The sequence below is a fragment of the Fertoeibacter niger genome, assembly GCF_009380135.2.
Lineage (GTDB): Bacteria > Pseudomonadota > Alphaproteobacteria > Rhodobacterales > Rhodobacteraceae > Fertoeibacter > Fertoeibacter niger.
This window is the reverse complement of the sequence record NZ_WHUT02000017.1, coordinates 42,982-64,712: the sequence shown is the minus strand read 5'-3', so window position 1 is coordinate 64,712 and position 21,731 is coordinate 42,982. Positions and strand designations below refer to the sequence as shown.

The 21,731-nt window shown below is 63.8% G+C and carries 21 protein-coding genes and 2 tRNA genes; 10 read left to right on the top strand and 13 right to left on the bottom strand.

Translation table 11 applies throughout. From position 1 onward, the window contains the following. Positions 1-115: 115 nt before the first annotated feature. Positions 116-814: a CoA transferase subunit A gene (locus tag GEU84_RS19645; protein WP_152828611.1), complete on the bottom strand. Its 699-nt coding sequence runs from the start codon at positions 812-814 to the stop codon at positions 116-118. Between the two features lie 319 nt (positions 815-1,133). Between GEU84_RS19645 and GEU84_RS19640 the strand changes: the two genes are divergently transcribed. After that, a tRNA-Leu gene (locus GEU84_RS19640) sits at positions 1,134-1,217 on the top strand. A 368-nt stretch (positions 1,218-1,585) separates the two neighbouring features. Here the strand turns inward: GEU84_RS19640 and hisD are convergent. From hisD to GEU84_RS21235, 4 genes are all read right to left on the bottom strand, one after another. Continuing rightward, entirely contained in the window at positions 1,586-2,920 is a 1,335-nt protein-coding gene (gene hisD / locus GEU84_RS19635) for a histidinol dehydrogenase (RefSeq protein ID WP_152828612.1), read from the bottom strand. Positions 2,921-3,094: 174 nt separating this feature from the next. Beyond that, complete coding sequence (locus tag GEU84_RS19630; RefSeq protein WP_152828613.1) at positions 3,095-3,568, bottom strand: DUF2948 family protein; 474 nt, start codon at positions 3,566-3,568, stop codon at positions 3,095-3,097. After that, positions 3,568-4,836, bottom strand: coding sequence for a UDP-N-acetylglucosamine 1-carboxyvinyltransferase (gene murA, locus GEU84_RS19625; protein ID WP_152828614.1), 1,269 nt, complete (start codon positions 4,834-4,836; stop codon positions 3,568-3,570). Before murA ends, GEU84_RS19630 begins: the two co-directional genes overlap by 1 nt. A 109-nt stretch (positions 4,837-4,945) precedes the next feature. Next, complete coding sequence (locus GEU84_RS21235; RefSeq protein WP_152828615.1) at positions 4,946-5,236, bottom strand: hypothetical protein; 291 nt, start codon at positions 5,234-5,236, stop codon at positions 4,946-4,948. Between the two features lie 110 nt (positions 5,237-5,346). On the opposite strand from GEU84_RS21235, the gene GEU84_RS19620 reads away from it, so the two are divergent. From GEU84_RS19620 to GEU84_RS19605, 4 genes are all read left to right on the top strand, one after another. Then, a tRNA-Thr gene (locus GEU84_RS19620) sits at positions 5,347-5,421 on the top strand. Positions 5,422-6,100: 679 nt separating this feature from the next. Next, complete coding sequence (locus GEU84_RS19615) at positions 6,101-6,799, top strand: hypothetical protein (protein WP_152828616.1); 699 nt, start codon at positions 6,101-6,103, stop codon at positions 6,797-6,799. Further along, on the top strand, positions 6,796-7,794 hold the full coding sequence (locus GEU84_RS19610) for a hypothetical protein (protein ID WP_152828617.1): 999 nt from the start codon (positions 6,796-6,798) through the stop codon (positions 7,792-7,794). The genes GEU84_RS19615 and GEU84_RS19610 overlap by 4 nt, the downstream gene beginning before the upstream one ends. Continuing rightward, positions 7,791-8,894, top strand: a complete 1,104-nt coding sequence (locus GEU84_RS19605; RefSeq protein WP_152828618.1) for a hypothetical protein — start codon at positions 7,791-7,793, stop codon at positions 8,892-8,894. Before GEU84_RS19610 ends, GEU84_RS19605 begins: the two co-directional genes overlap by 4 nt. A gap of 8 nt (positions 8,895-8,902) precedes the next feature. On the opposite strand, the gene GEU84_RS19600 is transcribed toward GEU84_RS19605, so the two are convergent. Then, the gene (locus GEU84_RS19600) at positions 8,903-9,520 is read right to left on the bottom strand and encodes a hypothetical protein (protein WP_152828619.1); all 618 of its coding nucleotides are present in this window, start codon (positions 9,518-9,520) and stop codon (positions 8,903-8,905) included. A 262-nt stretch (positions 9,521-9,782) separates the two neighbouring features. Here GEU84_RS19600 and GEU84_RS19595 point away from each other — a divergent pair, with 262 nt between their 5' ends. Then, entirely contained in the window at positions 9,783-10,526 is a 744-nt protein-coding gene (locus GEU84_RS19595; protein WP_152828620.1) for an acyltransferase, read from the top strand. Positions 10,527-10,679: 153 nt separating this feature from the next. Here GEU84_RS19595 and GEU84_RS19590 read toward each other — a convergent pair whose 3' ends face one another. Together GEU84_RS19590 and GEU84_RS19585 are read right to left on the bottom strand one after the other, a co-directional pair. After that, positions 10,680-11,096 carry a DUF6220 domain-containing protein gene (locus tag GEU84_RS19590; RefSeq protein ID WP_152828621.1) on the bottom strand — a complete coding sequence of 139 codons (417 nt, stop codon included), beginning with the start codon at positions 11,094-11,096 and terminating at the stop codon, positions 10,680-10,682. Positions 11,097-11,099: 3 nt separating this feature from the next. Beyond that, positions 11,100-11,666 (bottom strand): NAD(P)H-dependent oxidoreductase, encoded by a 567-nt coding sequence (locus tag GEU84_RS19585; RefSeq protein WP_152828622.1) that lies wholly within the window; start codon positions 11,664-11,666, stop codon positions 11,100-11,102. An 88-nt stretch (positions 11,667-11,754) separates the two neighbouring features. Between GEU84_RS19585 and GEU84_RS19580 the strand changes: the two genes are divergently transcribed. From GEU84_RS19580 to GEU84_RS19565, 4 genes are all read left to right on the top strand, one after another. Further along, complete coding sequence (locus GEU84_RS19580) at positions 11,755-12,642, top strand: LysR family transcriptional regulator (RefSeq protein ID WP_152828623.1); 888 nt, start codon at positions 11,755-11,757, stop codon at positions 12,640-12,642. A gap of 563 nt (positions 12,643-13,205) precedes the next feature. Next, positions 13,206-15,386 carry an AAA family ATPase gene (locus GEU84_RS19575; protein WP_174540011.1) on the top strand — a complete coding sequence of 727 codons (2,181 nt, stop codon included), beginning with the start codon at positions 13,206-13,208 and terminating at the stop codon, positions 15,384-15,386. Beyond that, positions 15,373-16,398: an HNH endonuclease family protein gene (locus GEU84_RS19570; RefSeq protein WP_152828625.1), complete on the top strand. Its 1,026-nt coding sequence runs from the start codon at positions 15,373-15,375 to the stop codon at positions 16,396-16,398. The genes GEU84_RS19575 and GEU84_RS19570 overlap by 14 nt, the downstream gene beginning before the upstream one ends. 29 nt (positions 16,399-16,427) lie before the next feature. After that, a complete protein-coding gene (locus GEU84_RS19565) occupies positions 16,428-18,200 on the top strand; it encodes a patatin-like phospholipase domain-containing protein (RefSeq protein WP_174540010.1) in 1,773 nt (590 codons plus the stop codon). A 268-nt stretch (positions 18,201-18,468) separates the two neighbouring features. On the opposite strand, the gene GEU84_RS21395 is transcribed toward GEU84_RS19565, so the two are convergent. The 5 genes from GEU84_RS21395 to GEU84_RS19540 form a co-directional block, all read right to left on the bottom strand. After that, entirely contained in the window at positions 18,469-19,077 is a 609-nt protein-coding gene (locus GEU84_RS21395) for an alcohol dehydrogenase catalytic domain-containing protein (protein ID WP_152828627.1), read from the bottom strand. A gap of 100 nt (positions 19,078-19,177) precedes the next feature. Then, positions 19,178-20,278 (bottom strand): alpha/beta hydrolase, encoded by a 1,101-nt coding sequence (locus tag GEU84_RS19555; protein WP_152828628.1) that lies wholly within the window; start codon positions 20,276-20,278, stop codon positions 19,178-19,180. A 254-nt stretch (positions 20,279-20,532) separates the two neighbouring features. Continuing rightward, entirely contained in the window at positions 20,533-20,766 is a 234-nt protein-coding gene (locus GEU84_RS21505; RefSeq protein ID WP_338144844.1) for a cupin domain-containing protein, read from the bottom strand. Between the two features lie 10 nt (positions 20,767-20,776). Then, positions 20,777-21,127: a cyclophilin-like fold protein gene (locus tag GEU84_RS19545; protein WP_152828629.1), complete on the bottom strand. Its 351-nt coding sequence runs from the start codon at positions 21,125-21,127 to the stop codon at positions 20,777-20,779. 83 nt (positions 21,128-21,210) lie between these two features. Beyond that, positions 21,211-21,561: an MFS transporter gene (locus tag GEU84_RS19540; protein WP_152828630.1), complete on the bottom strand. Its 351-nt coding sequence runs from the start codon at positions 21,559-21,561 to the stop codon at positions 21,211-21,213. Between the last annotated feature and the right edge of the window lie 170 nt (positions 21,562-21,731).

Here is a 21,731-nt window from a genome sequence, read left to right as displayed (position 1 = left end):
TCCTGCGCGGCGCGTGCCGCCATCTGATTCCGGTCCCACATGGGTGTTCTCCTCGGTCTTGTTCTGCATCTGCTGGGGCTGTGCGCCCGGCTTGCGGCGGGGTTTGGGGGCGCGCTCAGGCCCGCTGGCGCACCGTGCGCTGCTCGATGCGCTTTTCATGCCGGCCCTGGATCAGCCGGTGCACATAAATGCCGGGCAGGTGGATGCTGTCGGGGTCCAGCGCCCCCAGCGGCACGATCTCCTCCACCTCTGCCACGCAGATCCTGCCGCAGGTCGCCGCAGGCGGGTTGAAATTGCGCGCCGTCTTGCGGAACACCAGATTGCCCGACGGGTCCGCCTTCCAGGCCTTCACGATCGCCAGATCGGTGACAAGGCCTGTCTCGAGGATATATTCCTTGCCGTCGAAGACCTTCACATCCTTGCCCTCGGCAATCACCGTGCCCACGCCGGTGCGGGTGTAGAACCCCGCGATGCCCGCGCCGCCCGCCCGCATCCGCTCGGCCAAGGTGCCCTGCGGGGTGAACTCCAGCTCCAGCTCGCCCGCGAGATACTGGCGCATGAATTCGGCATTCTCGCCAACATAGGAGGAGATCATCTTGCGCACCTGCCGCGTCTCCAGCAACTGCCCCAGCCCGAACCCGTCAACCCCCGCATTGTTCGACGCCACCGTCAGGTCTTTCGTGCCCGCATCCCGGATCGCCGCGATCAGCAGCTCCGGGATCCCGCACAGCCCGAAACCACCCGCCGCAATCACCATCCCGTCAAACAAGACACCGTCCAGCGCCGAAAACGCATCCGCGTAAAGTTTTCCCATGTCGTCCTCCGAGAAGTTGCCGGTCATTTGTGGCGAAGCAGTGCAGGCAAGTCAATTGCTGCACCGCAGCGGCCGCTCCATGCAGGGCCAACGTGGCGGCGCGGCAGGCTGGCCATGCGGCGCTTGGTTTTCGGCGGCGCTGCGGCAACGCCCTGTCCGCGGCCAAGGCCGACCCAAACCGCGGGACTGCCGCTGAAATCACGGCAGATCAAGCACTTGCGCCCAGCTGTTCCTGGCAGACCTGCGATTGGCCGGAAACTTTGCCCGGATCATATTGTCGTGGTGCCCGGGCTCAGTCTAAAAGCAACGTCACGGCTTTGCGGGCGTGGCGAAATCGGTAGACGCTGGGGTCTTAAACACCCTTTCCTTTGGAGTACGGGTTCAAGTCCCGTCGCCCGCACCACCTTGCCTGATCATGCTCACCATCCCGGCCGACCGGCGTTCTCCGCATCCTGTGGCAGGTGCAGGCATTGACGACCTGTTTTTCTGGCAGCCCATCCCTGCAGAAACCGCTTTCGAAGACAGGGATGGGGACAGCTTTGCGGCCCCCCGCCCGGCGTATGGAGGGATGATGCCGACATGTTCAGGCGCCAGTTGCCGACCCGGCTGGGCCTGACGCGCGGATTGCTGCGCGACGACGGCCAGGTGATATTGCGCCGGCACCGCGTGCGGGCAGAACGCCTTCGGATACCGGGACAACGGCGGGGCGTCTTGGCACGTTGTCGCAGGCGCGCTGCAACCCCATTTCAACGGTCAAGATCGCAGCCGCCGCTATCCGGTGCATGTGATTGAAGCCGGAGGCTGGCTTTCGTTCAACCGATCAAGCCGCGCCCGGACCGACAACCCATGCGCCTGAAGGCTTTCCGAAACCGCCAGCCGTTCCGCGCCCGGGCCAATGGCGCGCAGGGCGGCGGGGGTCATTTTGGCGATCGTCGTGCGTTTCAGAAAATCCATCACCGACAGCCCGCTGGAAAACCGCGCCGAGCGTGCGGTGGGCAACACATGGTTCGGCCCGCCGACGTAATCGCCAATCGCTTCCGGGGTCCATGCTCCCAGGAAAATCGCCCCGGCGTGGGTGATGCGTTTGGCCAACGCCTCGGGGTCGGACACGCAGAGTTCCAGATGTTCCGGGGCGATGCGGTTTGACAGGGTGGCAGCCTGTTCCAGGTCGTCCACCACAATCACAGCGCCATAATCGCGCCAACTGGCCCCGGCTATCGCCCGCCGTTCCAGCGTTTGCAGCCATTTTTCCACCGCCGCGACCACGGCCAGCCCAAAGGCGGCATCATCGGTCATCAGGATCGACTGGGCCGATTCATCATGTTCGGCCTGGCTCAGCAGATCCAGCGCGATCCAGTCGGGGTCATTGTCACGGTCGGCAATCACCAGGATCTCGGACGGGCCGGCGATCATGTCGATTCCCACGCGGCCAAAAACCCGGCGCTTGGCGGCGGCCACAAAGGCATTGCCTGGCCCGGTGATCTTGTCCACCGGGGGGATCGTCGCCGTGCCATAGGCCAGCGCCGCAATCGCCTGCGCGCCGCCGATGCGGTAGACAGTGTCCACTCCGGCAATCCGCGAGGCCAGCAGCACCAACGGGTTCACCACGCCGCCCGGTGTGGGGCAGGCCACCACCAGCCGCTGCACCCCCGCCACCTTGGCCGGAATGGCGTTCATCAGCACCGATGACGGATAGCTGGCCAAGCCCCCGGGAACATACAGCCCCGCGGCCGTCACCGGTCCCCAGCGCCAGCCAAGTGTCGCGCCTGCCTCATCGGTCCATTGTTGGTCTTCGGGCATCTGGCGGGCGTGATAGGCATGGATACGGTCGGCGGCCAGTTCCAGCGCCGCGCGATCCTCGGCCGAAACCTTGGCGATTTCGGCATCGATCTGGGTGTCGGAAAAGGCCAGCGTAGCGGGCGTCAGCGCCAGCCGGTCAAACTGTTCGGTCAGCGCGATCACCGCCGCATCGCCCCGGTCGCGCACATCGGCGATGATCGCGGCCACGGCGGCATCGACATCGGGCGCATCCTCGCGCTTCATGCCCAGCAGGGCGGCAAAGGCGGCCTCGAAACCGGCATCTGCGGTGGTCAGAAACTGGGGCATCGGTGCTCTCCTTCGGTCATGGCTGCCTTAGCCTGCGGCGCGGCGCGGCTCAAGGCGTCACGCGGCCGCGGCGGAACGCCGGCCCGCGCCGCCTTCTGCATTTTCTGTCTGAAAATATCCTGGGGGCCCGGGGGCAAAGCCCCCGGCGGTCGGCAATCAACCTCTGCCGCCCGATCAGTCGTGCCCCGGCACCTTGCCCGAGGGCGCGGCATAGGGCCGCGTCACGTCCTTCAGCGTCACGTCCAGCGCCTCGACGTCCAGCGCAATGGCCCCGTCACCGGCCAGCACCAGCATCAGCCGCCCGGCGCCATCGGCGCCCGGGTGCCAGTCCAGCGCCAGCAACGACAGCACCGTGTCACGGTCCGCGCGATCAATGCCCTGCGTGCGCACCGCCAGCACCTCGGCCACGGCAAGCACCGCCTGCACCCGCTCATAGGCCCGCCCGCCGCGTTCGGCGGCGGCGCGATCTTCCCAGCGGAATCGGTTGATCAGCAATGCGAACTGCCGCTTGCCCCTGCGGAACGCCATCTCGCCAATCGGAAACACCGCATCCTGCACCAGGGCCGAGATGACGGGCAGGTCGTCGGCCTGTTGGGCGGCCAGATACAGCGGCGCCTCGCCGCCGTCCTGATACGTTGCGTCGGCCATCAGCCCGGGATCCGTTCTATATGGGCCCCGCAGGCGCGCAGCTTTTCCTCGACCCGTTCATAGCCGCGGTCCAGATGGTAGACGCGGCTGACCAGTGTCTCACCCTCGGCCGCCAGCCCTGCCAGGATCAGCGACACGCTGGCGCGCAGGTCTGTGGCCATCACCGGCGCGCCGCGCAGATGGTCGACGCCCGTGACCGTCGCATGCCCGCCATGCACCTCGATCCTGGCGCCCATGCGGACCAGTTCCGGGGCGTGCATGAAACGGTTCTCGAAAATCCGCTCTTCCAGCACAGAGGTGCCTTCGGCCGTGCACAAAAGCGCCATCATCTGCGCCTGAAGGTCGGTGGGAAAGCCGGGGAACGGCTCTGTCACCACATCCACCGCCCGCACCCGGCCATTCTTGCGGGACACTTTCAGCCCATTGGCGGTTTCCGTCACCGACACACCCGCCGCATCCAGCCGCTCGCAGAACGCGCCCACCAGTTCGATCCGCCCGCCCAGCAATTCCACCTCGCCGCCGCAGATCGCCGGGGCCAGCATATAGGTGCCCAGCTCGATCCGGTCCGTCACCACCGGATGCGTGGCCCCGCCCAGCCGGTCCACACCCTGAATGGTGATGGTGCTGGTGCCCTCGCCGTCGATCTGGGCACCCATGCGGCGCAGGCAGCGCGCCAGATCGACGATCTCGGGCTCGCGCGCGGCGTTGTTCAGCACCGTGGTGCCCTTGGCCAGCGTCGCCGCCATCAGCGCATTTTCCGTGGCCCCGACAGACACGATGGGGAAATCGACCACCGCTCCGCGCAGCCGCCCGCCGACAGCCTTGGCATGCACATAGCCATCGCGCAGGTCCAGTTCCGCCCCCATCGCCTCAAGCGCCTTCAGATGCAGGTCAACCGGGCGCGCGCCAATGGCGCAGCCGCCGGGCAGCGACACCACCGCATGCCCGTCACGCGCCAGCATCGGGCCAAGCACCAGGATCGAGGCGCGCATCTTGCGCACGATGTCATAATCCGCCGTGTGGTTGGTGATGCGGTGGCTGGACATGGCCAGCACCTGCCCCTGTTGCAGGCTGGCTACCTCGGCCCCCAGACTTTGCAGCAGCTGCGTCATGGTGCGGATGTCCGACAGGCGCGGCGCATTGGTCAGCGTCAGCGGCTCGTCGGTCAGCAGGGTCGCGGGCATCAGGGTGAGGCAGGCGTTCTTGGCCCCCGCAATCGGGATCTGGCCCCGCAACTCGCCATTGCCGCGCACAAGTATCTGGTCCATCTGCCCTTGCCTCTTTGCCTTTTGCCGCCCGTTGAGGGCCGTTCCGCCGTTCCATCACACCTTGGCGCAAGCCGCGGCTCAGTCAGGGCCACCCTGCGGCCCGCATCGCTCAGTCGGCCGCGCCCTCGCCGGGCCCGCTGTCAGCTGACCCGCCGGGCGCAGTTTCCCCGGTGCCCCGGTCAGCCGCATCATGGGCGTCCGGGCCCGCGCCGGTCGCATCAGCGCCGCCCGTTCGCTCGGCACTCGCCCGCGCCCGCGCTTGCGCCTTGCGCCGGGCCATATTGGCCTTCAACGCGGCTTTCAAGCGGGCCTCGCGGCGCAAAAGCTCCGCATCCCGCCCCGCCGGCGGTTTTGCGCCCGGCGCATCGCCCCCCAAAGGTTCACCCGGTTTCCGTCTCATGCGCCCTCTGTAGCCCAGCCGCGAAAAAGGGTCCAGATTGCGCTTGCACGGCCCCGCGATTGCGTCTAATCAGCCGCCACGCCCGAAGGGACACCTTCACCGGCGCCGGCGCTGTGGTAGCTCAGTGGTAGAGCACACCCTTGGTAAGGGTGAGGTCGAGAGTTCAATCCTCTCTCACAGCACCACCTTATCCCATTGATATCAAAGAAACCCCTTGCTTTCATGACCTTGGTGCCATTCTAAGTGCCAGAGTTGGTGCCAGAACAGGGTATGCCATGGCCGCGAGACGGCGTCACTGGAAAGCCAAGGATGGTCGGTTCGGGCCAGGATTTCCATACCTGCGGCGCTGCGTTCACGCTTCGACGGCAAGACACAACTCACCGAGGCCCTTGGCGGAGATCGTCGCGTTGCTGACCAGAAGCATGCGGCCGCCGTGGCAAGACTGCAGGCCATGATGAGTCAGGCGATGCAGTCGGCATCAACACAGGAAAGCCCCAGATCGCAGCTTCGACCAAGCACGGCCGCGGACCGAACCATGCACCCGGGGTGATCTCAGATGAAGGCGGCAGTGACAGCAAGGCGACCAAGAAAGAACTGATGTTCAAAACCGCATTACGGCGGCCAACCCCACATGCGCAAAACCGCTTGACTGGGGCGACCCCGCTACCGAAGTCTGGAACCCAGGAGTTGGGGAGCAGGTCAAACTTTCGCATGCGCGGCGGCGTCGAGCTCGATTGATGTTAGTCTGAGCTCAGGATTGGAGGGACCAAGGCGAGGCTTGTTTGTGGCGCACAGAGTTTTTGTGGCTATGGACAGAATCAATATGCCGAATGAATGATGCATCCACATAGGAGGCTTCGTCATATGCTTCGTGCCTTTTTCGTGTCCGTGATGTTCGCAATGCCCGGCGATGTGGTTGCACAGGATGTGGCTGTAACATCGCTGAGCGGCTCCGTGAACGAGCACTTCGACACGACAGCGCGTGTGGCTGGAAGTCGGCTCGTCAGCGTTCGGCTGGGAACGGCACGTGGCCTTGCTTTCGACCCGAGCAACGTGCAGGTGGTGAGGCCTGTATCACTGGCGGGCGTCTGTGTCCGCAGCATTAGTCGCGACGGTCTTTACTGGATGCGGACCTACTATGGTGTGGAAGCCACGGCCTCGGGAAAGCGGCTCCTGATCGAACCATTCACTAGTAGCCTTGACCAGATACTTCGATCCTACGGAGAAGGTGAGATCGCGATCGTAGCTTTCAGTTCGGTAGACGCATCCTGTTTGGATCAGTCACCCTTGGTGCTGCCGGTCTTGGTTCCCGAGGGCGCACCAGACCGCATTGAGGTATTGCTGAATTCTGGCAGCCGCCGGATTTCCGCCGGACTGGATGGCGGCGAACAGGTGGTGTGTGTCACGCCTCAGAACATCGAACGGATTGTCTTCGACAGTATCTGCACGCTCGCCGTCGTGTTGTCGGACCGGCCGACCCAGAGAGTGCTTCAGGTCGCGATGGATGATGGGCTGACAGTCGTAAGGGAAGACTACAAGATATTTCTACCGGCGCACCAATGACGCTGCCGAAACGGCTCCGCACCCTTTTCGAGTCCGTCTCTTCCTGGTCGAGGCCGGCCTGGTTCCTGTTGGCCTCGGCGGGCCTGACCGGGGTAATCTTCCTGTTCGTGCGTGTCTTCGTTCTGGACATCACGCCCGTAGCGCTGATCAGTGCGCAATCGACTTTCGTTACCTACGAAGTGCAGCGCGGCCCCGCCTCGAATTTCACCCTTCAGGGAGCGCAGTTGCGCGATCGTTCGCAGGTCTGTGAAGGGATTCTGGACGGCACGGGTCGATTCACGGGCTTGGTGGCGCCCGGACAAGGCAACCGGGTCTCCTACACTCACCATCGTAGCCATCTGTTGATCACACTGGACATTCCGCCGGGAACTTCCGCAGCCGAACTGACCGTCGAGGGTCACGCAGTCTGCAAGGTGCAGGGCGACACCCTGAACCTTCTTGTGCCGAATGAGGTGCTGGACCGGCACCTGCCCTTTCCGATCGTTGGCCGTGGCGAAATAGGCGCGGAACTGAGAATACAGACCGCGCCGGTGCAGGCACAAGACCTGATCCAGGTCGATGATGGCCATGGCGGGTTCAGCGTGCGCCGTGCGCCGGGCCCCTTGCTGATGGGGGCGACGGTCCGGCTGTTCGGTCGGACCTCGACCTTGTCCGGGACGGGCCAACTTTATCCCATCCCCGACGCCGAGTTCCAGATCCCCCGTGGCAGCCGGCTGTCCAGCACGGAAGAACCTTCCACAATGGTCGGCACGGTTACGGCGGCCGCGGACGACTTCGCGCTGGATGTCGAGGTAACGCTGGAGGCATCAGAAGTGCTGATCTATCGCATAGGTCAGCGCGATCAGGTCGAAAGGCTGGCAGTTGGGGCCTTTGCACGGAGCTTCTCCAACCCTGGTCTGGTGCCGATCCTTGTCGCCATCGCGATATTCGGCTTCATCCTTCAACTCTTGTGCGCGCTTGACGGGGTGGTGCGCGACAAACGGGGCCGCCGATGATCCGAGCCATGCAGGTTCTGGCACTGCTGATGGCTGTCTGCGGCGGTGCCGCTCGTGCCGAGGTGGTCTTCGTCAACGCCGCCTTCGAAGAGGTCGGAAACGGCTGGCTCTTCGGTTCGCGCAACGACAGCAGTTGCTGGATTGCCTTGCCCTGGCATGTCGTTGGCACGATGGATACGACAACGGCCCCCGCCTTCGCTTTTCGCGACCAGTCTGGTCGCAGTGGCGAAACCGCGCAACCCATCCGGGTCTCGGCGGTGCCAGGTGCATTGCAGGCAGCCGGGATGGTGGACGACCTGGCATTCGCCCGCGTGGTGGCGGGCAGGGCGGAGGGCGACTGCAACTCGCGGCTGGGTCTGCCAGGGCAATCCTATGTTGACGCACTGGCTCGCTCGCGTGCACTGAACGTGATCCATGTGCAAGAAGGCGCCACGGTCACTTTCGCCGTCGATAGATTTCGTAGCACGACTGATGAAGCGCAGGGCAGCCGATTTCTGGTGCGCCCGTTGAATCCAGCGGATCGCACCTTTTTTCGCGGCGGCCTTAGTGGGTCAATCGTGTTCTTGGACTGGGAGGGTAACCCGCTTCCCGCCGCCATGATTCTTGAGGTGCGGAAAGATGAAGGCGATGCCAGCGTCCTGCGCTTCGACCTTGTTCGTGCAGCCTTCGAACTGATCGAGGCGGCACAGAACAGCCGTTCACCTGAACCTCTGGATCAACCCGGTCAGATACGCTTCGAAATTCTTCATTTACTGGCGGTGCCCTTGGAAGCCTCTGCCCTTCTGTCCGAAATCGCACCAGGAGGCTGCTGGCAGGTGACCCCACCGCCTGGGAAGCGTGTGGTTGAGGTGGTGCTGCAGATCAAGGACAATGTGCAGGTGTCAGCTATCCGCTTGCGCGCCGATCCAGCCTGCGGCCCGGCCACGGCCCTGACCATCGAGATGAACCGGGGCGACGGCTGGACAACGCTGAACAACCGCTGCATGGTCGGCGCATCGGCATCAATTTGCCGGGTTGGCGCAAAGGGCCCTTTGAAATTGAGGTTCCGTGCGGTTCCGGCGCAAGGCGTGGTGGGCCTATCTGAGATATATCTGCAATAGCGGCGGATTCAGTCAAACAGGCTGGCTGTTACCGGAAACTCCATATCCCTTATCAAGAATATCCCGGTCAATTGGTCTCCCTCGACCAGGTCTGCCGACAGCTGGCAATCGAACACCTCGCCTTCGTCATAGTAGCATGTCCCGGCCCAGTGGATTGAAGAGCCGAAGACGCTCACCCTTCCTGTCGCCGTCTCCAGAGGAACGGTGTTTCGGACAAGCGGGCTCCACTGTGCGGTCGCTGTGGCGGCGTCGCCGTTCGAGGCATAGAAGACCAACCCATGCCGCAGCGAAGCTGAGATCTCTCTCGCCCGCCCGCCGGCACTGCCATTGTTCGGCTTGCCTGTTCGGAAGCGTATTACCGGCAGGCTAGCAACCAGCACCCTCAGCGCGGCGCTTTGCACATCGAGATTGTCACTACTCAGTATTTGCCGAAGGCACGCTTTGCGGACGTCGATGTTCCCGGTGGCCATCGCATCGCCGAGGTAGCCGACCGCCAGATCCGGGTTAGGGTCGCTGCACGCGTCTCGCCAACTTTGCAACGCCGCAGCAACGGCATTCGCATCCGCTGCTGCAAGAGTCGGCGCACAGGAAATTGCAAGCGCTAACATCAAGCTTCGTCCGATCAATCGGGTCTCCTGAAAATGCGGCTGCCTCTCGGCAGTTCACACGATCTTGACGCAGATGCAAAGGAAAATGCTGGCTGCCATCGGGGGCGGTCACATTATTTGCGCTTCCGCAGGTTTCGTGGACAGAGATCTGCAGGTGCCCTGAACCCCTGCCAAGCGGGCAGATGCTGATCCGCAAGAAAGTGATTGATCACCAAGCCCTATCAGGCGACGTTGCCCCCCGACGACGAGTCACCATGGAAGAGTTGGCAGGAGGTGCCATATGCAAGCTGACCGCCTGTCAGAGCTGATTGAGAAGTTCGGTGTCGATCTGGACGTCGGCCGGAACTACATGCCCGTCGGTGAGAGTGACTTTCTCAATTCTGCCAAGTTCGAGGTGACGGGCGGCGCAGGCATATTCGCATCCGGTCGGTTCGTTGCCCGCAATCTAGAAGTGACCCTTTCAGGCAAGGGCTCAGCCATCTTCATTGCCGAGGGCGTAAATCTTTATCGAACAAAGTTTGAAATTCGCGGTGAAAACAACGTTGTCTTCATCGGCCCGAATGCACGAGTGAAATCAGTGCTTTTCACAACCCACGGGCTGGGCAACACGATTGCATTGGGGGGCCGCGTCACATGGGAGAGCGGCTCTGCCATTTGCGGCCCAGGTGATCAGGCGATCTTGATAGGCAACGGCTGCATGTTCTCGAACAGTGTGATGCTGCGCACCGACGATGGCCATGGAATTTTTGACCGCAAGTCCCGTGAGCGCCTGAACACTCCCGCTTCGGTCGTGATCGACCGCTATGTCTGGCTCGGGAACGGTTCGCGCTGCAACAAGGGCGTGCGCATCCACGAAGGCACGGTGCTGGGTGGGGCGTCAATCGCCAGCGGCACGCTTGACGCTCATTGTGTGTATGCCGGCATTCCCGCGCGCAAGAAGCGCGAAAACATCGTGTGGTCACGCACGGGCAGTTATGAGGATGTTCCACCTGTCTTGCTGAACGAGGATGAAAAGCCCGGCTGAAGCTTCGTCCCTTGAGTTGAGCGCGGGCGCTTTGCAGGGATGGACGCAAGCAACTGCGACAGGTTCGTCACGCAGGCGCCACGCCCAAGCAGCGTAGCGCCATTGGTTCCAACCTGATGGTGACGGCAGGCCGTCAGCGCAGCATTTCGGCGGTCACAGGCTTCGCGCGGGCAGGGGGCGGGCGCGGCGGCGTTCGACCTTGGCCAGCAGGATCAGGCTGGCGGTCAGCAACAGCGCGCCGTTCAGCGGATGCAGCGACAAGGGCAGCGGGCCCGCCCCCGCAGCCAAGGCGACCTGTGTCAGATACAGCAGGCAGGTCAGCCCGGCCCACCAGCCAAAGCCGCGCAGTCGGCGGATGAAGACGGCACCTGCCAGCAGCGCAAGGACGGGAACAGACAGCGCGCCGCCGATGCCCCCGTGCAGGTTCCACAGCGTGTCATCCCGGAACAGCGCGCTGCCGGCGCTGAGGAACTGGCTGAGCAGGCCAAACGGCAGCACGCGGGCAGACAAGGTGAACCAGACCGGCGTTCCGCGCGGCAGGTCGGTGAAAGTGTCATGCGATCTTTCCATGGCTCAGGCCGCCCTGCGGTCTGGCGTGGCGATCCAGCAGGCAAGCGTTGCCGCATAATCATCCCCGGCGGCCTGCAATTCGGCGTCCGACAGCGCCATGGCGCGGTAAAGCACAAACGGCTCGGCCCAACCGAAAGCGCAGCGGTGCGCCATGGCCCGCAGCGGTGTGAACAAGTCGATCATCGCAAAGCCGTTGCTGCCCGTCGGCCCGTAAGCCTCGGGCACATTGCCCGCCGTGGCTGCTATCTTCAGCGGGATGCCGGCAAGCCGCCGCCCCTCATCGTCGAAGTTGATGTAGAACATCCGCGTCAGGACGGCGTTCTGCCACGCGCCCAACAACGGCGGCGCGGAATACCACTGCACCGGGAATTGCAACACGATCCGGTCGGCGGCCAGCAGCCGCGCCGCCTCGGCCGCGCCATCGCGGGCCATGTCGATCCCGTCGGGAAAGGCCGCCTGCATGTCGACCACCTCGACGCCGGGCAGCGTTTGGGCGGCTTTTGCCAGGGCCGCATTGGCCCGCGACCGGGCAAGATCGGGATGGAAGACAAGGATCAGAGTGTGGGTCATGGACATATCCTGTGTTGCGATAAAGGCAGGATGTGCGATCGAAACAAATCACTCCAATCGATTGATGATCTGATCTATTATCAATCCCATGAATTTACGCAGCCTTGACCTCAATCTTCTGGTGATCCTCGACGCGCTGTTGGACGAGGCGCATGTCAGCCGGGCAGCCGACCGGCTGAACCTGTCACAACCTGCCGCTTCCGCTGCCTTGCAGCGCTGCCGCCACCTGTTCCGCGATGACCTCTTGGAACGCGGGCGCGGCACGATGCGCCTGACAGCCAAGGCAGAAGCCTTGCGCGCGCCGCTGAAATCGCTGCTGGCGGGGATTGGCGATCTGGTAGACCCGGCAGAGCCAATTCTTGAAGATTTGCGTCAGACGCTGCGCCTTTCGATGGCCGACCTTCCGGCGATGCTGGTCACAGGGCCGCTGTTGCAGGCCCTGCAAAGCACGGCCCCCGGAATCGACCTGATCCTTCAGCCCTGGCATGGGGCCGAAGCTGCGGCATCCGCGTTGATCGCGGGAACCACCGACATCGCCATTTCGGTGTTTTCCGGCGCGCAGGACGATATTCACCAACAGAACCTGTTGACCGAGCATTTTGTCGTTGCCTTGCGGCAGGGCCACCCGGCCATCGCGGGCTTCGATCTCGACCGCTGGCTTGCGTTCCCGCATGTCCTGGTGTCGGGGAAGGGCGAGGCGCGCAGCCCGTTTGACACCGAACTGGCCCGGATTGGCCGCACCCGACGGATCGGGCTGGTGGTGCCTAGTTTTGCCATGGTGCCCGCCCTGCTGCACGAAACCGACATGATCGCGCTGCTGCCGTCGCGCCTTGTCGCCATCCGGCCAGACCTGATCAGTCTGCCTGTGCCAATTCCCGTCGCCGGTTTCCCGCTGCACCTGGGCTGGCACCGCCGCAGGGCCAGGGATCTGGGTCTGCGTCATGTGGCGTTATTGCTGGCGCAGCTTCTGACGTAGCTTTGCCGTCCCGTGCTGCTTGAGTGAGGCAATCTGGCGGCCACATTGTTGCGAACGCCATTTCCCCTTTGGACAACCAATCGGCCCGGCGCTGCCCTGCGCCCTTCCCAGACAGCCCTTCCATCTGCATCCACCGCGTCGGGCATGCAGCCAAGGTCATCCTCGGGTGCCCGAAAATGCGTTCCACATCAATTAACAGAGCGGACACCGGCCGGGGGAAACCCGCGTCGATAATCCCTGCGGTCGAAAAAAGCCCTTGCACTGGAAAAACCTGTTCGCCTGTGCAGCCCCATTCCCCAAGCGCCCATCAATTGAGCCGGGGCGACCTTCATCTTTGTGTCGCGCTTGGGAAGCGTCTGGCCTTGCCAGCCCCACTTTGGCCCCCCGATTTTATCGCATAGGATGACGCCATACAGAAAAAAACGTGCTACAGTTGATGCAATTGCTGTATTCTACGTGACAACTTGTTTCCACCGAAACCGCTTTTCAGGCCTCGTGTCATGCGTTTTGTCGAGCGTTCAAGTCCCGCGCCAGAAGCACTGTCCATTCCTGAATTTCAAAGAATGCGGCAGGATTATCTGGAGTTCCTGTTGCTTGATCCGCGCCGCCGCGCGCAGACCCGGCCGCCCGATCGCCACCTTCCCAGCGCCGCAACGACACTCGATCTCGCCTTGCGGATTCAGTTCGATGACAAATGCGCCTTCTGCGAGCGCAAGACCACCAGCATGCCCTATCGGTTTCGACCGACATCCGAGGCTCTGCCGATCCTTGGCGGCGAAGGCGCGCTGGCTTATGGCTGGCTCGCCGATGTGTGGCAGAACCTGTATCCGATCTGCGCGGATTGCCGCCCCTCGCCCGCCAACCATTTTCCGGTCGCAGGCCCCCGGGTGCCCATTCCGCCGCCCGAAGTATACGCAGGGTTCGAGGCGACCAAGAAGGGTCTCTGGCCTTATCCGGTGAACACTGCGCCCTGGGCCGCAGGCTTGACCGAACAGCCGCTGCTGCTGGACCCATGCACCGACACCCACCTGTCGGGGCACATGCAGGCCCTGTCAGACGGTCTGTGGGAGCCGAAAAGCCCCCGCGGGGCAGAGACCATCCGTCATTTCCAGCTGAACCGTGACGGGCTGGTGGCGCTGCGCCGCGAGGCTCTGGCACGCGAAGCCACGCGTGGCGCGGACGCGGCAGATATCCTTTCCCGCGACCCCGAGGCTGATCTCGCGGGCATATTTCCCGCAGGCCTGGAGTTTTCCGGGTTTCTTGAAAGCCTTGCCCGTGGTCTCGCCTTTGATCAGGCGTCGGCCCATCATCGCTCTCGGCGACAAACCCGCATCTCGGCTGCCGTCACGCCCGCCACCCCGGTGTATTCCGATCCCCCGACACTCGTGAAAGTGGCCATCCGTGGTTTCAAGGGCATCGAGGATCTCACCATCACCCTGCCGGCCCCGCTGACACCCGACGATCCTGCGACCGCGCTGCTGATCCTGGGCGAAAATGCCGCCGGGAAGTCATCGATCCTGGAAGCCATCGCGCTGACGTTTGCGTCAGGCACGGCCCGGGACGCGCTGATCCCGCAACCTGGCAGCCTGCTGCTTGACCCTGTGTTCATGGGTGGCAAAGAGGCCCGCCACAGCGAAGGCACCGTGAAGCTGACCCTGCGCCACCGCGATGGCAAGACCCGCACACGCACGCTGCGGCTTCACTTGCGGGGCCTGTCTGGGCCACCCAACGCCCTGAAAGACCTGCCGGTCTTTGCCTACGGGGCCTATCGTCACTTCCTCAAGGACTACCGCGACTGGACGCCTGACCGCGGCATCGTCAGCCTGTTTCACAGCGACAATCTGCTGTCCAACCCCGAAAGATGGCTGTTGTCGCTGGAACCTGATCCCTTCAATGATGTCATTGCCGCGCTGCGGTCGATCTTTGGTCCCGGTGGCGGGTTCGAGCGGATCGAGGTGATCGGCAATCGCTGCATGGTTGTGACCCTGCCCGACGGGCCGGGCGGGGCCGAGGCGATGACGCCGCTGTCCTCGGTCTCGTCGGGCTTTCGCAGCATTCTTGCGCTGACCTGCGACGTGATGCGCTGGCTGATGGACCCGGCGCGCGGCTGGTCGTTTCCGACGCTGAGACAGGCACGGGCGATCGTGCTGATCGACGAGGTGGAGGCGCATCTGCATCCGCGCTGGAAGGTGCAGATCATGCGGGGTCTGCGCACCGCGCTGCCGCATGTCACCTTCATCGCCACGTCGCATGAACCGCTGTGCCTGCGCGGCATGAAGAACGGCGAGGTGATGGTGTTGCAGCGCGTGCCCCGCGCCCGGGGAGCCGAGGGGTTGCCGGTCAAGGTCGAACAGCTGACCCGGCTGCCCGATGTCACCAACCTGAACATCGAGCAGCTTCTGACCTCGGATTTCTTCAGCGTCGCCGATCCCGACGACCCCGCGCGCGGCAACATGCTGGCCGAACTTGCAGACGGGCTGGGCAGCGTTGCGCCCGACAGCGAAGACGGTCAGGCCCGGCGGGCCGCACTCATCGCCACCATCGCCGATGACGTGACCCAGTCCCTGCCGGTAGGGCGCAGCGAAGTGGCGATGCTGGTGCAGGGGGCGGTGGCGGATTACCTGCTGCAACGCGGCCGCAGCGCCGGTCCCGACCGCGCGCGGCTGCGCGACGCCACCCGCGACAGGATCGTGCGAATCCTGACCGAAGGCCGGGACAGGGGGGTGCCGCATGCGCCGGGTTGACCGCGGATCCCATCCCGTTCCCGGTGCCTTCAACGGCCCCGACAGCTCTGCCGCCAAAGAGCGGGCCAAGGCGTGGGCCTATGTTCGCAAAGCCATGGACACCGTGGCGCAGGGCGGCGCGCGCCCCAAGGCCTACAAGTTCATGACCTACAAGGATGAGGCGGGCCGGTTGGCGCTGGAGGCGCTGTTTCAGGGGAAATGCGCCTATTGCGAAACCCATTACGCCTCGCAGGCGCCGGTGGACATCGAGCATTACCGGCCAAAGGGCGGTGTCGAGGATGACCCGGATCACTGGGGTTACTGGTGGCTTGCCGCTGACTGGATGAACCTTCTGCCGTCCTGCATCGATTGCAACCGCCGCCGGTATCAGGTGCTGCCGACCCCCGGCACCGCCAGCCTTGCAGACCTTCGCAACTCGGGAAAACCCATATGGCAGACGGGCAAGGAAAGCGCCTTTCCGGTCATGCCCGGCACCCGCGCGCTTGGCCTTGGCGAAGATCCCGACCAGGAGATTCTGACCGAACGGCCCTATCTTCTTGATCCGTGTCGCGACGACCCGGATGCGCATCTGGAGTATCTGGTCGACAGCCCGGTGCCCTTCGGGCTCGTCCTGCCGCGCCGTCTGCAACCGGGCGCCCCCGACGCCCTGCCGTTGATCGCCGTCGGCGCCGACATCGACCCGGGGGCCGTTCCTGCGCATGTTTCGGTCCGCGGGGCGGTGTCGATCCAGGTCTATGGCCTGAACCGTCTGGGTCTTGTCCAGGCCCGCACCCGCGTGCTGCGGCAACTGGAGGCGTTGCGCCTGATGATCGCCGATGCGGATGCATTGGCAACCAAACTGGCGCAAAGCCGCTCTGCCGCCGCGAAAGAGGCCCTGCCGGTGATCGAAGGTTTCATCGACCGCCTGATTGCCGAGATCCGCCAGATGGGCGAACCCGACCAGCCCTATTCGGCCATGGTCCTGCAATGGACCGACCGCTGGGTCGACCATCTGATTGAAGACCGCACCTGACCGCATCCCCCCGCAAGATGGAGGCACTCATGAAAGACAGCCCCCCGACCCACCGCTGCGACCTCGTTATGAAGGGCGGCATCACCTCGGGCGTGGTTTATCCGCGCGCCGTGGTCGGCCTGTCCCGGAAATACAGGTTCGAGAATATCGGCGGCACCTCGGCTGGCGCGATTGCTGCGGCCGTGACGGCTGCGGCAGAGTATGGCCGCGCCAGTGGCGGGTTCACCAGGGTTGCGGCCCTGCCTCAGGATCTGTCGAAGACTTTGCTAGAAAAATTCCAGCCGACGCCGCAACTGGCCCCGCTTTTCAGACTGGCGCTGGCGGGGTTATCTGGCAAGCCCACTGCGATCCTGCGCGCGCTGCTGACGGGCTATCCGGTTGCGGCCGCCGGCGCGGCGCTGCCCGGGGCCGTCATCATGGTGCTGGCGGCCGCGCCGCACAAACCGGCAGACTGGGGCTTTCTGGTGCTGGGCGGGCTTTTGGTGCTGGCAGGCCTGCTGATCGGCCCGCTGCTGGCGGCAAGAAAACAAGCCACGCGGGATCTGCCCGAACAGGATTACGGGCTTTGCACCGGGTTGACCCAGCCGGGGTATTCCGGCCCCGCGCTGACCGACTGGCTGTCAGCCACGATCGACGACGTTGCGGGACTTGGGCGAGGAAAGGGACCGCTGACAATCGGCCAGCTGCGGGCCGAAGGGATCAACGTCCAGACAGTCACCACCGACATCACCACGCACCGGCCCTATGCCCTGCCGATGGGCAACAACCTGCACGCCTTTCACGAAGACGAGTTCCGCCGCCTGTTTCCCGGCCATGTCGTCGATCACATGATCGCCTGTTCCAGCAAGGTGGCCGACGAATGGGGCGATGCGTCGGGCAAGCTGCACTACTTCCAGTCGGATGATCTGCCGGTGGTGGTTCTGGCGCGCATGAGCCTGTCCTTCCCCGGCCTTATCTCGGCGGTGCCGCTGCATCGCATCGACTATACGCTGGTGCGGCTGGATGGTGCCCGCAAGATCCGGCGCTGCCTGTTTTCCGATGGCGGGATCTCTTCGAACTTTCCGGTCCATTTCTTTGACCGTTTCCTGCCGCAGACCCCGACCTTCGGAATTGCCCTGTCGGAATATGACATCGCCCGCGCCAAACCCGGTGAGGAGGATCAACGCATCACCCTGCCCACCACGCCAGACAGCGCGGGCCGACTGCTGCCGACCCGGCCTTTTGGCGGGCTGGCCGGTTTCGTGATGGCGATGTTTGACAGCGCCAAGGACTGGCAGGATTCGCTTCAGGCCGTTCTGACGGGCTACCGCGAACGTATCGCGACCGTGGCGCTGAAAGCTGACGAGGGCGGGTTGAACCTGCAAATGCCGCCAGAGACGATTTGCCGGTTGACCGAGTTCGGAGAGCAGGCGGGCCGCACCTTCGTGGAGGAATTCGACCTGAAGGAACACCGCTGGCGACGCTTCCTGACCGAACTTCCGCTGATCGAAGACCTGCTGATCGAATATGCGCGCCATTGGGATTCCCCGGAACCGGGGCCGGGAGACCTCAGCTATCCCGCGCTTCTGGACGACGCCGCCAATCGCAAGGCCTATGCGTTGAGAACGGCCACCCACAGAAAGGCGCTGCTGCTTCGTGCCGAGCGGCTGGCTGCCCTCGGCCGCGCGTTGTCCGCCGATCCGATGACCGCCAGTCTTGCCCAGGCGTTGCCATTGCGCCGTGCGCGGTTGCGTGTCGTGGCCAATATGGATGACGAAGCATCAAGACCCGCAACCGCCAACAACAACAGCGCGCAACCCTGACCACAGGCAGCGACCCTGGTGACGTGACAAGGGCCGATGCGATGACCAGCGCAGGTCTTGTTCCCGCAAACGGCATCTTGGCCCTTGCATGAAGGACCGGCCGTTTCCGCGTGACGCACCCTGATTTGCCCCAAGGGCTGCGCCACGGCAGTCACGCGCTCTGCCAGTAGCGGTCCGGCGCGAAGGGCGGCCAGGATTTGCGCGCGTTTCGCAGCCACATCGGGTGGGCGCATGCCGTTCAACCGGATGTGCCGGGTCTTGTGTTCCTTCAGCCCGCCGGAAGCAAAGGCCGGATCGCGAAAACGAATGTTCTTGATCGCCTGTCCAGCCATGCCGACCTCATGCTTGGCGCAGCTGGCCCTTTGGCATGCGGCCATACCCTAAGCAGTTCCGCCATCCGGGTGGGGGCGGCCCAAAGGATCGGGCAGGCGCGGCACCGGTCGTTGCGCGGGACTTGACTATTTCGACCCTGCCACACCGGGATGATTTCCGAAATGGCAAGGGTGTGGCCGGGCACGTCCTGCGTCGGCACATTATAGGTGCCGATCATGCCGTCGCAGTAATTCTCTAGCCCGTCCTTGCAGTCGGCGCAACTCTGGCAGCTGTCGACGATGCAGCCGACGCCGACCAGATCGCCGCGCTTGTGGCTGGTGACACGGCCGCCGACCGCAGCGACGCGGCCCACAATCTCATGCCCGGGTACGCAGGGATAGGGCGTGCCCGCCCATTCGCCCCGCGCCTGATGCAGGTCGGAATGGCAGATGCCGCAGAACAGGAACTCGATTTGCACATCCTGCGGCCCCGGCATGCGGCGAGTGATGTTCAACGGGGCCAGCGGTGCATCGCCTGCCGGGGTGCCATAGGCTTTCACGACCATATCGGTCTCCCTCTGAAATCGCGCCGTCCCCGCAGGCCGATGGGCTGCGGGGACGGATTGTCGGCATGCGAGTCCGGGAAACTGGAACCGCCTTTCAAAGTCAGGCTAGATGCTGTTCGAAGAAGGCCTGCAGCCGGTCGAAGGGGATCAGATCGACCTTGTCATAAAGATCAGTGTGGTTGGCGCCTTCGATCAGCAGCAGCTCCTTCGGCTCGGCCGCCGCCGCAAAAGCCGTTTCACTGAAGTAGCGCGAATGCGCCTCTGCACCATGCACCAACAGCATCGGACGGGGCGAGATTTCCGCGATATAGCTGAGCAGCGGCATGTTCATGAAGGACAGCGGCGTGGTCAGTGTGAACGAACCGTTCGAGTTTACGGCACGCGGGTGGAAGCCGCGATCCGTCTTGTAGTAATCGGCATATTCCACCACGAATTGCGGCTCGCCGCCCTTCAAATCCAGCGAAACCGGGCCATAAGCCGGGCTGCCCGCTTCGGCATCCAGCCAACGCTGATTGGCCAGTTGCTCCAGATTTGCGGTGCGCTGTTCCAGGGCCACGCTGTCATTGTAGCCTTTGGACATCACGCGGGTCATGTCATACATCGTGCTGGCCGCAACCGCCTTGATGCGCTTGTCGATCGCCGCAGCATTCAGCGCCATGCCACCCCAGCCGCAGATGCCGATGATGCCAATCCGCTCACGGTCCACGCCGGATTGCAGGCCAAGCGCATCGACGGCGGCGCTGAAATCTTCGGTGTTGATCTCGGGCGAGGCCATGTTGCGCGGTGTGCCGCCGCTTTCCCCGGTCCAGGACGGATCAAAGGCCAGGGTGACGAAACCGAGTTCGGCCAGGGTCTGGGCATACAGCCCGGAGGATTGCTCTTTCACCGCGCCGAAGGGGCCGGAAATGGCGATGGCGGGCAGAACCGCATCGCCCCGGTTCGCCGGCTCATAAAGATCACCGCTGAGCGTGATGCCATATCGATTGGCAAAAGTGATCTTGCGATGCGTGACGGCATCGCTTTTCGGGAAGGTTTTGTCCCAGGTCTCTGACATGGTTTGCGCCTTTGCATTGGAGGAGGGGAGAAGCGATGCCGCGCCAAGGGCGGCAATCCCGGCACCGGTCAGCGACAGGAAGCCGCGCCGTCCGGCATTTGTCAGGGTGTCGGGGCGCGGCGGGCTTTCGGGGTTTTGGTCAGTCATGGTCATCTCCATCTGGATGGGGCCCGTGCAAGCCGGGGGTGGTGGCCGCCATGGAGGCGACCTTGTCGGTAACAAAATCAGTTAGTTAAGGTTCAGGCGCCGTAGTCGGCGTCGGTCACATGGTCCAGCCAGTCGACCATCTTGCCATCCAGCACCTCTTGGATGGCGATATGGGTCATGGCGGTGCCGGGGCTGGCGTCGTGCCAGTGGCGTTCGCCTGGGGCGAAGCAAACGACATCGTCGGTGCGGATCTCCTAGACCGGGCCGCCATCACGCTGCGCCCTGCCCAGACCAACCGTGACGATCAGCGTTTGCCCCAGCGGGTGCGTATGCCATGCGGTGCGGGCGCCCGGCTCGAAGGTCACGCTGGCGCCCTGCACCCGATCAGGGGCGGCGGGGTCGAACAGCATATCAATCCGGACTTGCCCGGTGAACCAGTCAGCAGGGCCTTTGCGCGAAGGGACATGGCCGGCGCGGAAGATTTCCATGGGTTTCTCCTTAGGACATGAGGTCGAGGCGCAAAGGATGCGTGCCTTTGACCAGAAGCGGCGCTACCCCGCCCGCGATCTTGCCCAGAAGGATCAGATCGTCGCGATAGGTATAGCCGGTGTGAAAGAAGGCCAGATTTCCCCAGCCCCGAAAGTAGCACAGATCCCCCGGTGCCTCGTCGGTGATCGGTTGCCGCCCGGTCTCATCCAGTCGGCGTGGCAGATGGGCGAGTTTCTCGTTTGTCGAGAAATCCTCGATGGTCAGGTCCAGCGGCAGCAGCGAGATCAGATCGCGCGCGGTCGCATTGTCCTGCAAGGCATAGCTGAAATCCTGATCGGCAAAGCGGCAGCGAAGGCGCATGGCGGCTCCTGTCTGTGTCTGGGCCGGCCCGGGCAGCAGGTTTGCGGCGGCGCTGGCAATCAGCAGGCGGCGGGTCAATTGGATCAATTTGCTTCCCCGTGGTCTTTCCAAGTCAAATGTGCGGTCAAGGATGCCCCGAGCAAAAGCAGCGACGCTATGCCGAAACTCACCTGCCAGCCGAAGGCATCGAAGACCAACCCGCCCACCGCGGCTCCGGTCATGATAGCCAGCTGGATCACCGCGACCTGCAGACCGCCCCCGGCCTCGGCATCACTACCCATGGTGTGGGCCAGCCAGGTGCCCCAGCCGACCGGCGCCGCCGTGGCGAAGACCCCCCACAGGACCAGCAACACCGCCACCTTGACCGGCACGTGCGAAAGCATCAGTAGAAGCCCCCCGATCCCTGCCATCACTAGTGGAATGCCGATCAGCATTCGGAACAGATGGCGTCGCAGCAGCCTGCGCGGAACGCGACGGTATCGCTATTGAGGGTAATGTCAGATCCATCGTCGGTCCTGTTTTCCGTGCGGGGGCGCAGTCGCCCTCTCTGTGATGCGCTGTAGATAACAGGGATGGATGGCCAAGATTACCCATCGCAATCCGC

Bases quoted from the DNA above. Each gene is read 5' to 3' on its own strand.
- GEU84_RS21395 (WP_152828627.1), bottom strand. From the start codon at position 19,077: ATGGTCGTGAAAGCCTATGGCACCCCGGCAGGCGATGCACCGCTGGCC.
- GEU84_RS19585 (WP_152828622.1), bottom strand. From the start codon at position 11,666: ATGACCCACACTCTGATCCTTGTCTTCCATCCCGATCTTGCCCGGTCG.
- murA (WP_152828614.1), bottom strand. From the start codon at position 4,836: ATGGACCAGATACTTGTGCGCGGCAATGGCGAGTTGCGGGGCCAGATC.
- GEU84_RS19630 (WP_152828613.1), bottom strand. From the start codon at position 3,568: ATGGCCGACGCAACGTATCAGGACGGCGGCGAGGCGCCGCTGTATCTG.
- GEU84_RS19580 (WP_152828623.1), top strand. From the start codon at position 11,755: ATGAATTTACGCAGCCTTGACCTCAATCTTCTGGTGATCCTCGACGCG.
- GEU84_RS21505 (WP_338144844.1), bottom strand. From the start codon at position 20,766: ATGGAAATCTTCCGCGCCGGCCATGTCCCTTCGCGCAAAGGCCCTGCT.
- GEU84_RS19570 (WP_152828625.1), top strand. From the start codon at position 15,373: ATGCGCCGGGTTGACCGCGGATCCCATCCCGTTCCCGGTGCCTTCAAC.
- GEU84_RS19555 (WP_152828628.1), bottom strand. From the start codon at position 20,278: ATGACTGACCAAAACCCCGAAAGCCCGCCGCGCCCCGACACCCTGACA.
- GEU84_RS19595 (WP_152828620.1), top strand. From the start codon at position 9,783: ATGCAAGCTGACCGCCTGTCAGAGCTGATTGAGAAGTTCGGTGTCGAT.
- GEU84_RS19565 (WP_174540010.1), top strand. From the start codon at position 16,428: ATGAAAGACAGCCCCCCGACCCACCGCTGCGACCTCGTTATGAAGGGC.
- GEU84_RS19610 (WP_152828617.1), top strand. From the start codon at position 6,796: ATGACGCTGCCGAAACGGCTCCGCACCCTTTTCGAGTCCGTCTCTTCC.
- GEU84_RS21235 (WP_152828615.1), bottom strand. From the start codon at position 5,236: ATGAGACGGAAACCGGGTGAACCTTTGGGGGGCGATGCGCCGGGCGCA.
- GEU84_RS19575 (WP_174540011.1), top strand. From the start codon at position 13,206: ATGCGGCAGGATTATCTGGAGTTCCTGTTGCTTGATCCGCGCCGCCGC.
- GEU84_RS19590 (WP_152828621.1), bottom strand. From the start codon at position 11,096: ATGGAAAGATCGCATGACACTTTCACCGACCTGCCGCGCGGAACGCCG.
- GEU84_RS19545 (WP_152828629.1), bottom strand. From the start codon at position 21,127: ATGCGCCTTCGCTGCCGCTTTGCCGATCAGGATTTCAGCTATGCCTTG.
- GEU84_RS19615 (WP_152828616.1), top strand. From the start codon at position 6,101: ATGCTTCGTGCCTTTTTCGTGTCCGTGATGTTCGCAATGCCCGGCGAT.
- GEU84_RS19645 (WP_152828611.1), bottom strand. From the start codon at position 814: ATGGGAAAACTTTACGCGGATGCGTTTTCGGCGCTGGACGGTGTCTTG.
- GEU84_RS19605 (WP_152828618.1), top strand. From the start codon at position 7,791: ATGATCCGAGCCATGCAGGTTCTGGCACTGCTGATGGCTGTCTGCGGC.
- hisD (WP_152828612.1), bottom strand. From the start codon at position 2,920: ATGCCCCAGTTTCTGACCACCGCAGATGCCGGTTTCGAGGCCGCCTTT.
- GEU84_RS19540 (WP_152828630.1), bottom strand. From the start codon at position 21,561: ATGCTGATCGGCATTCCACTAGTGATGGCAGGGATCGGGGGGCTTCTA.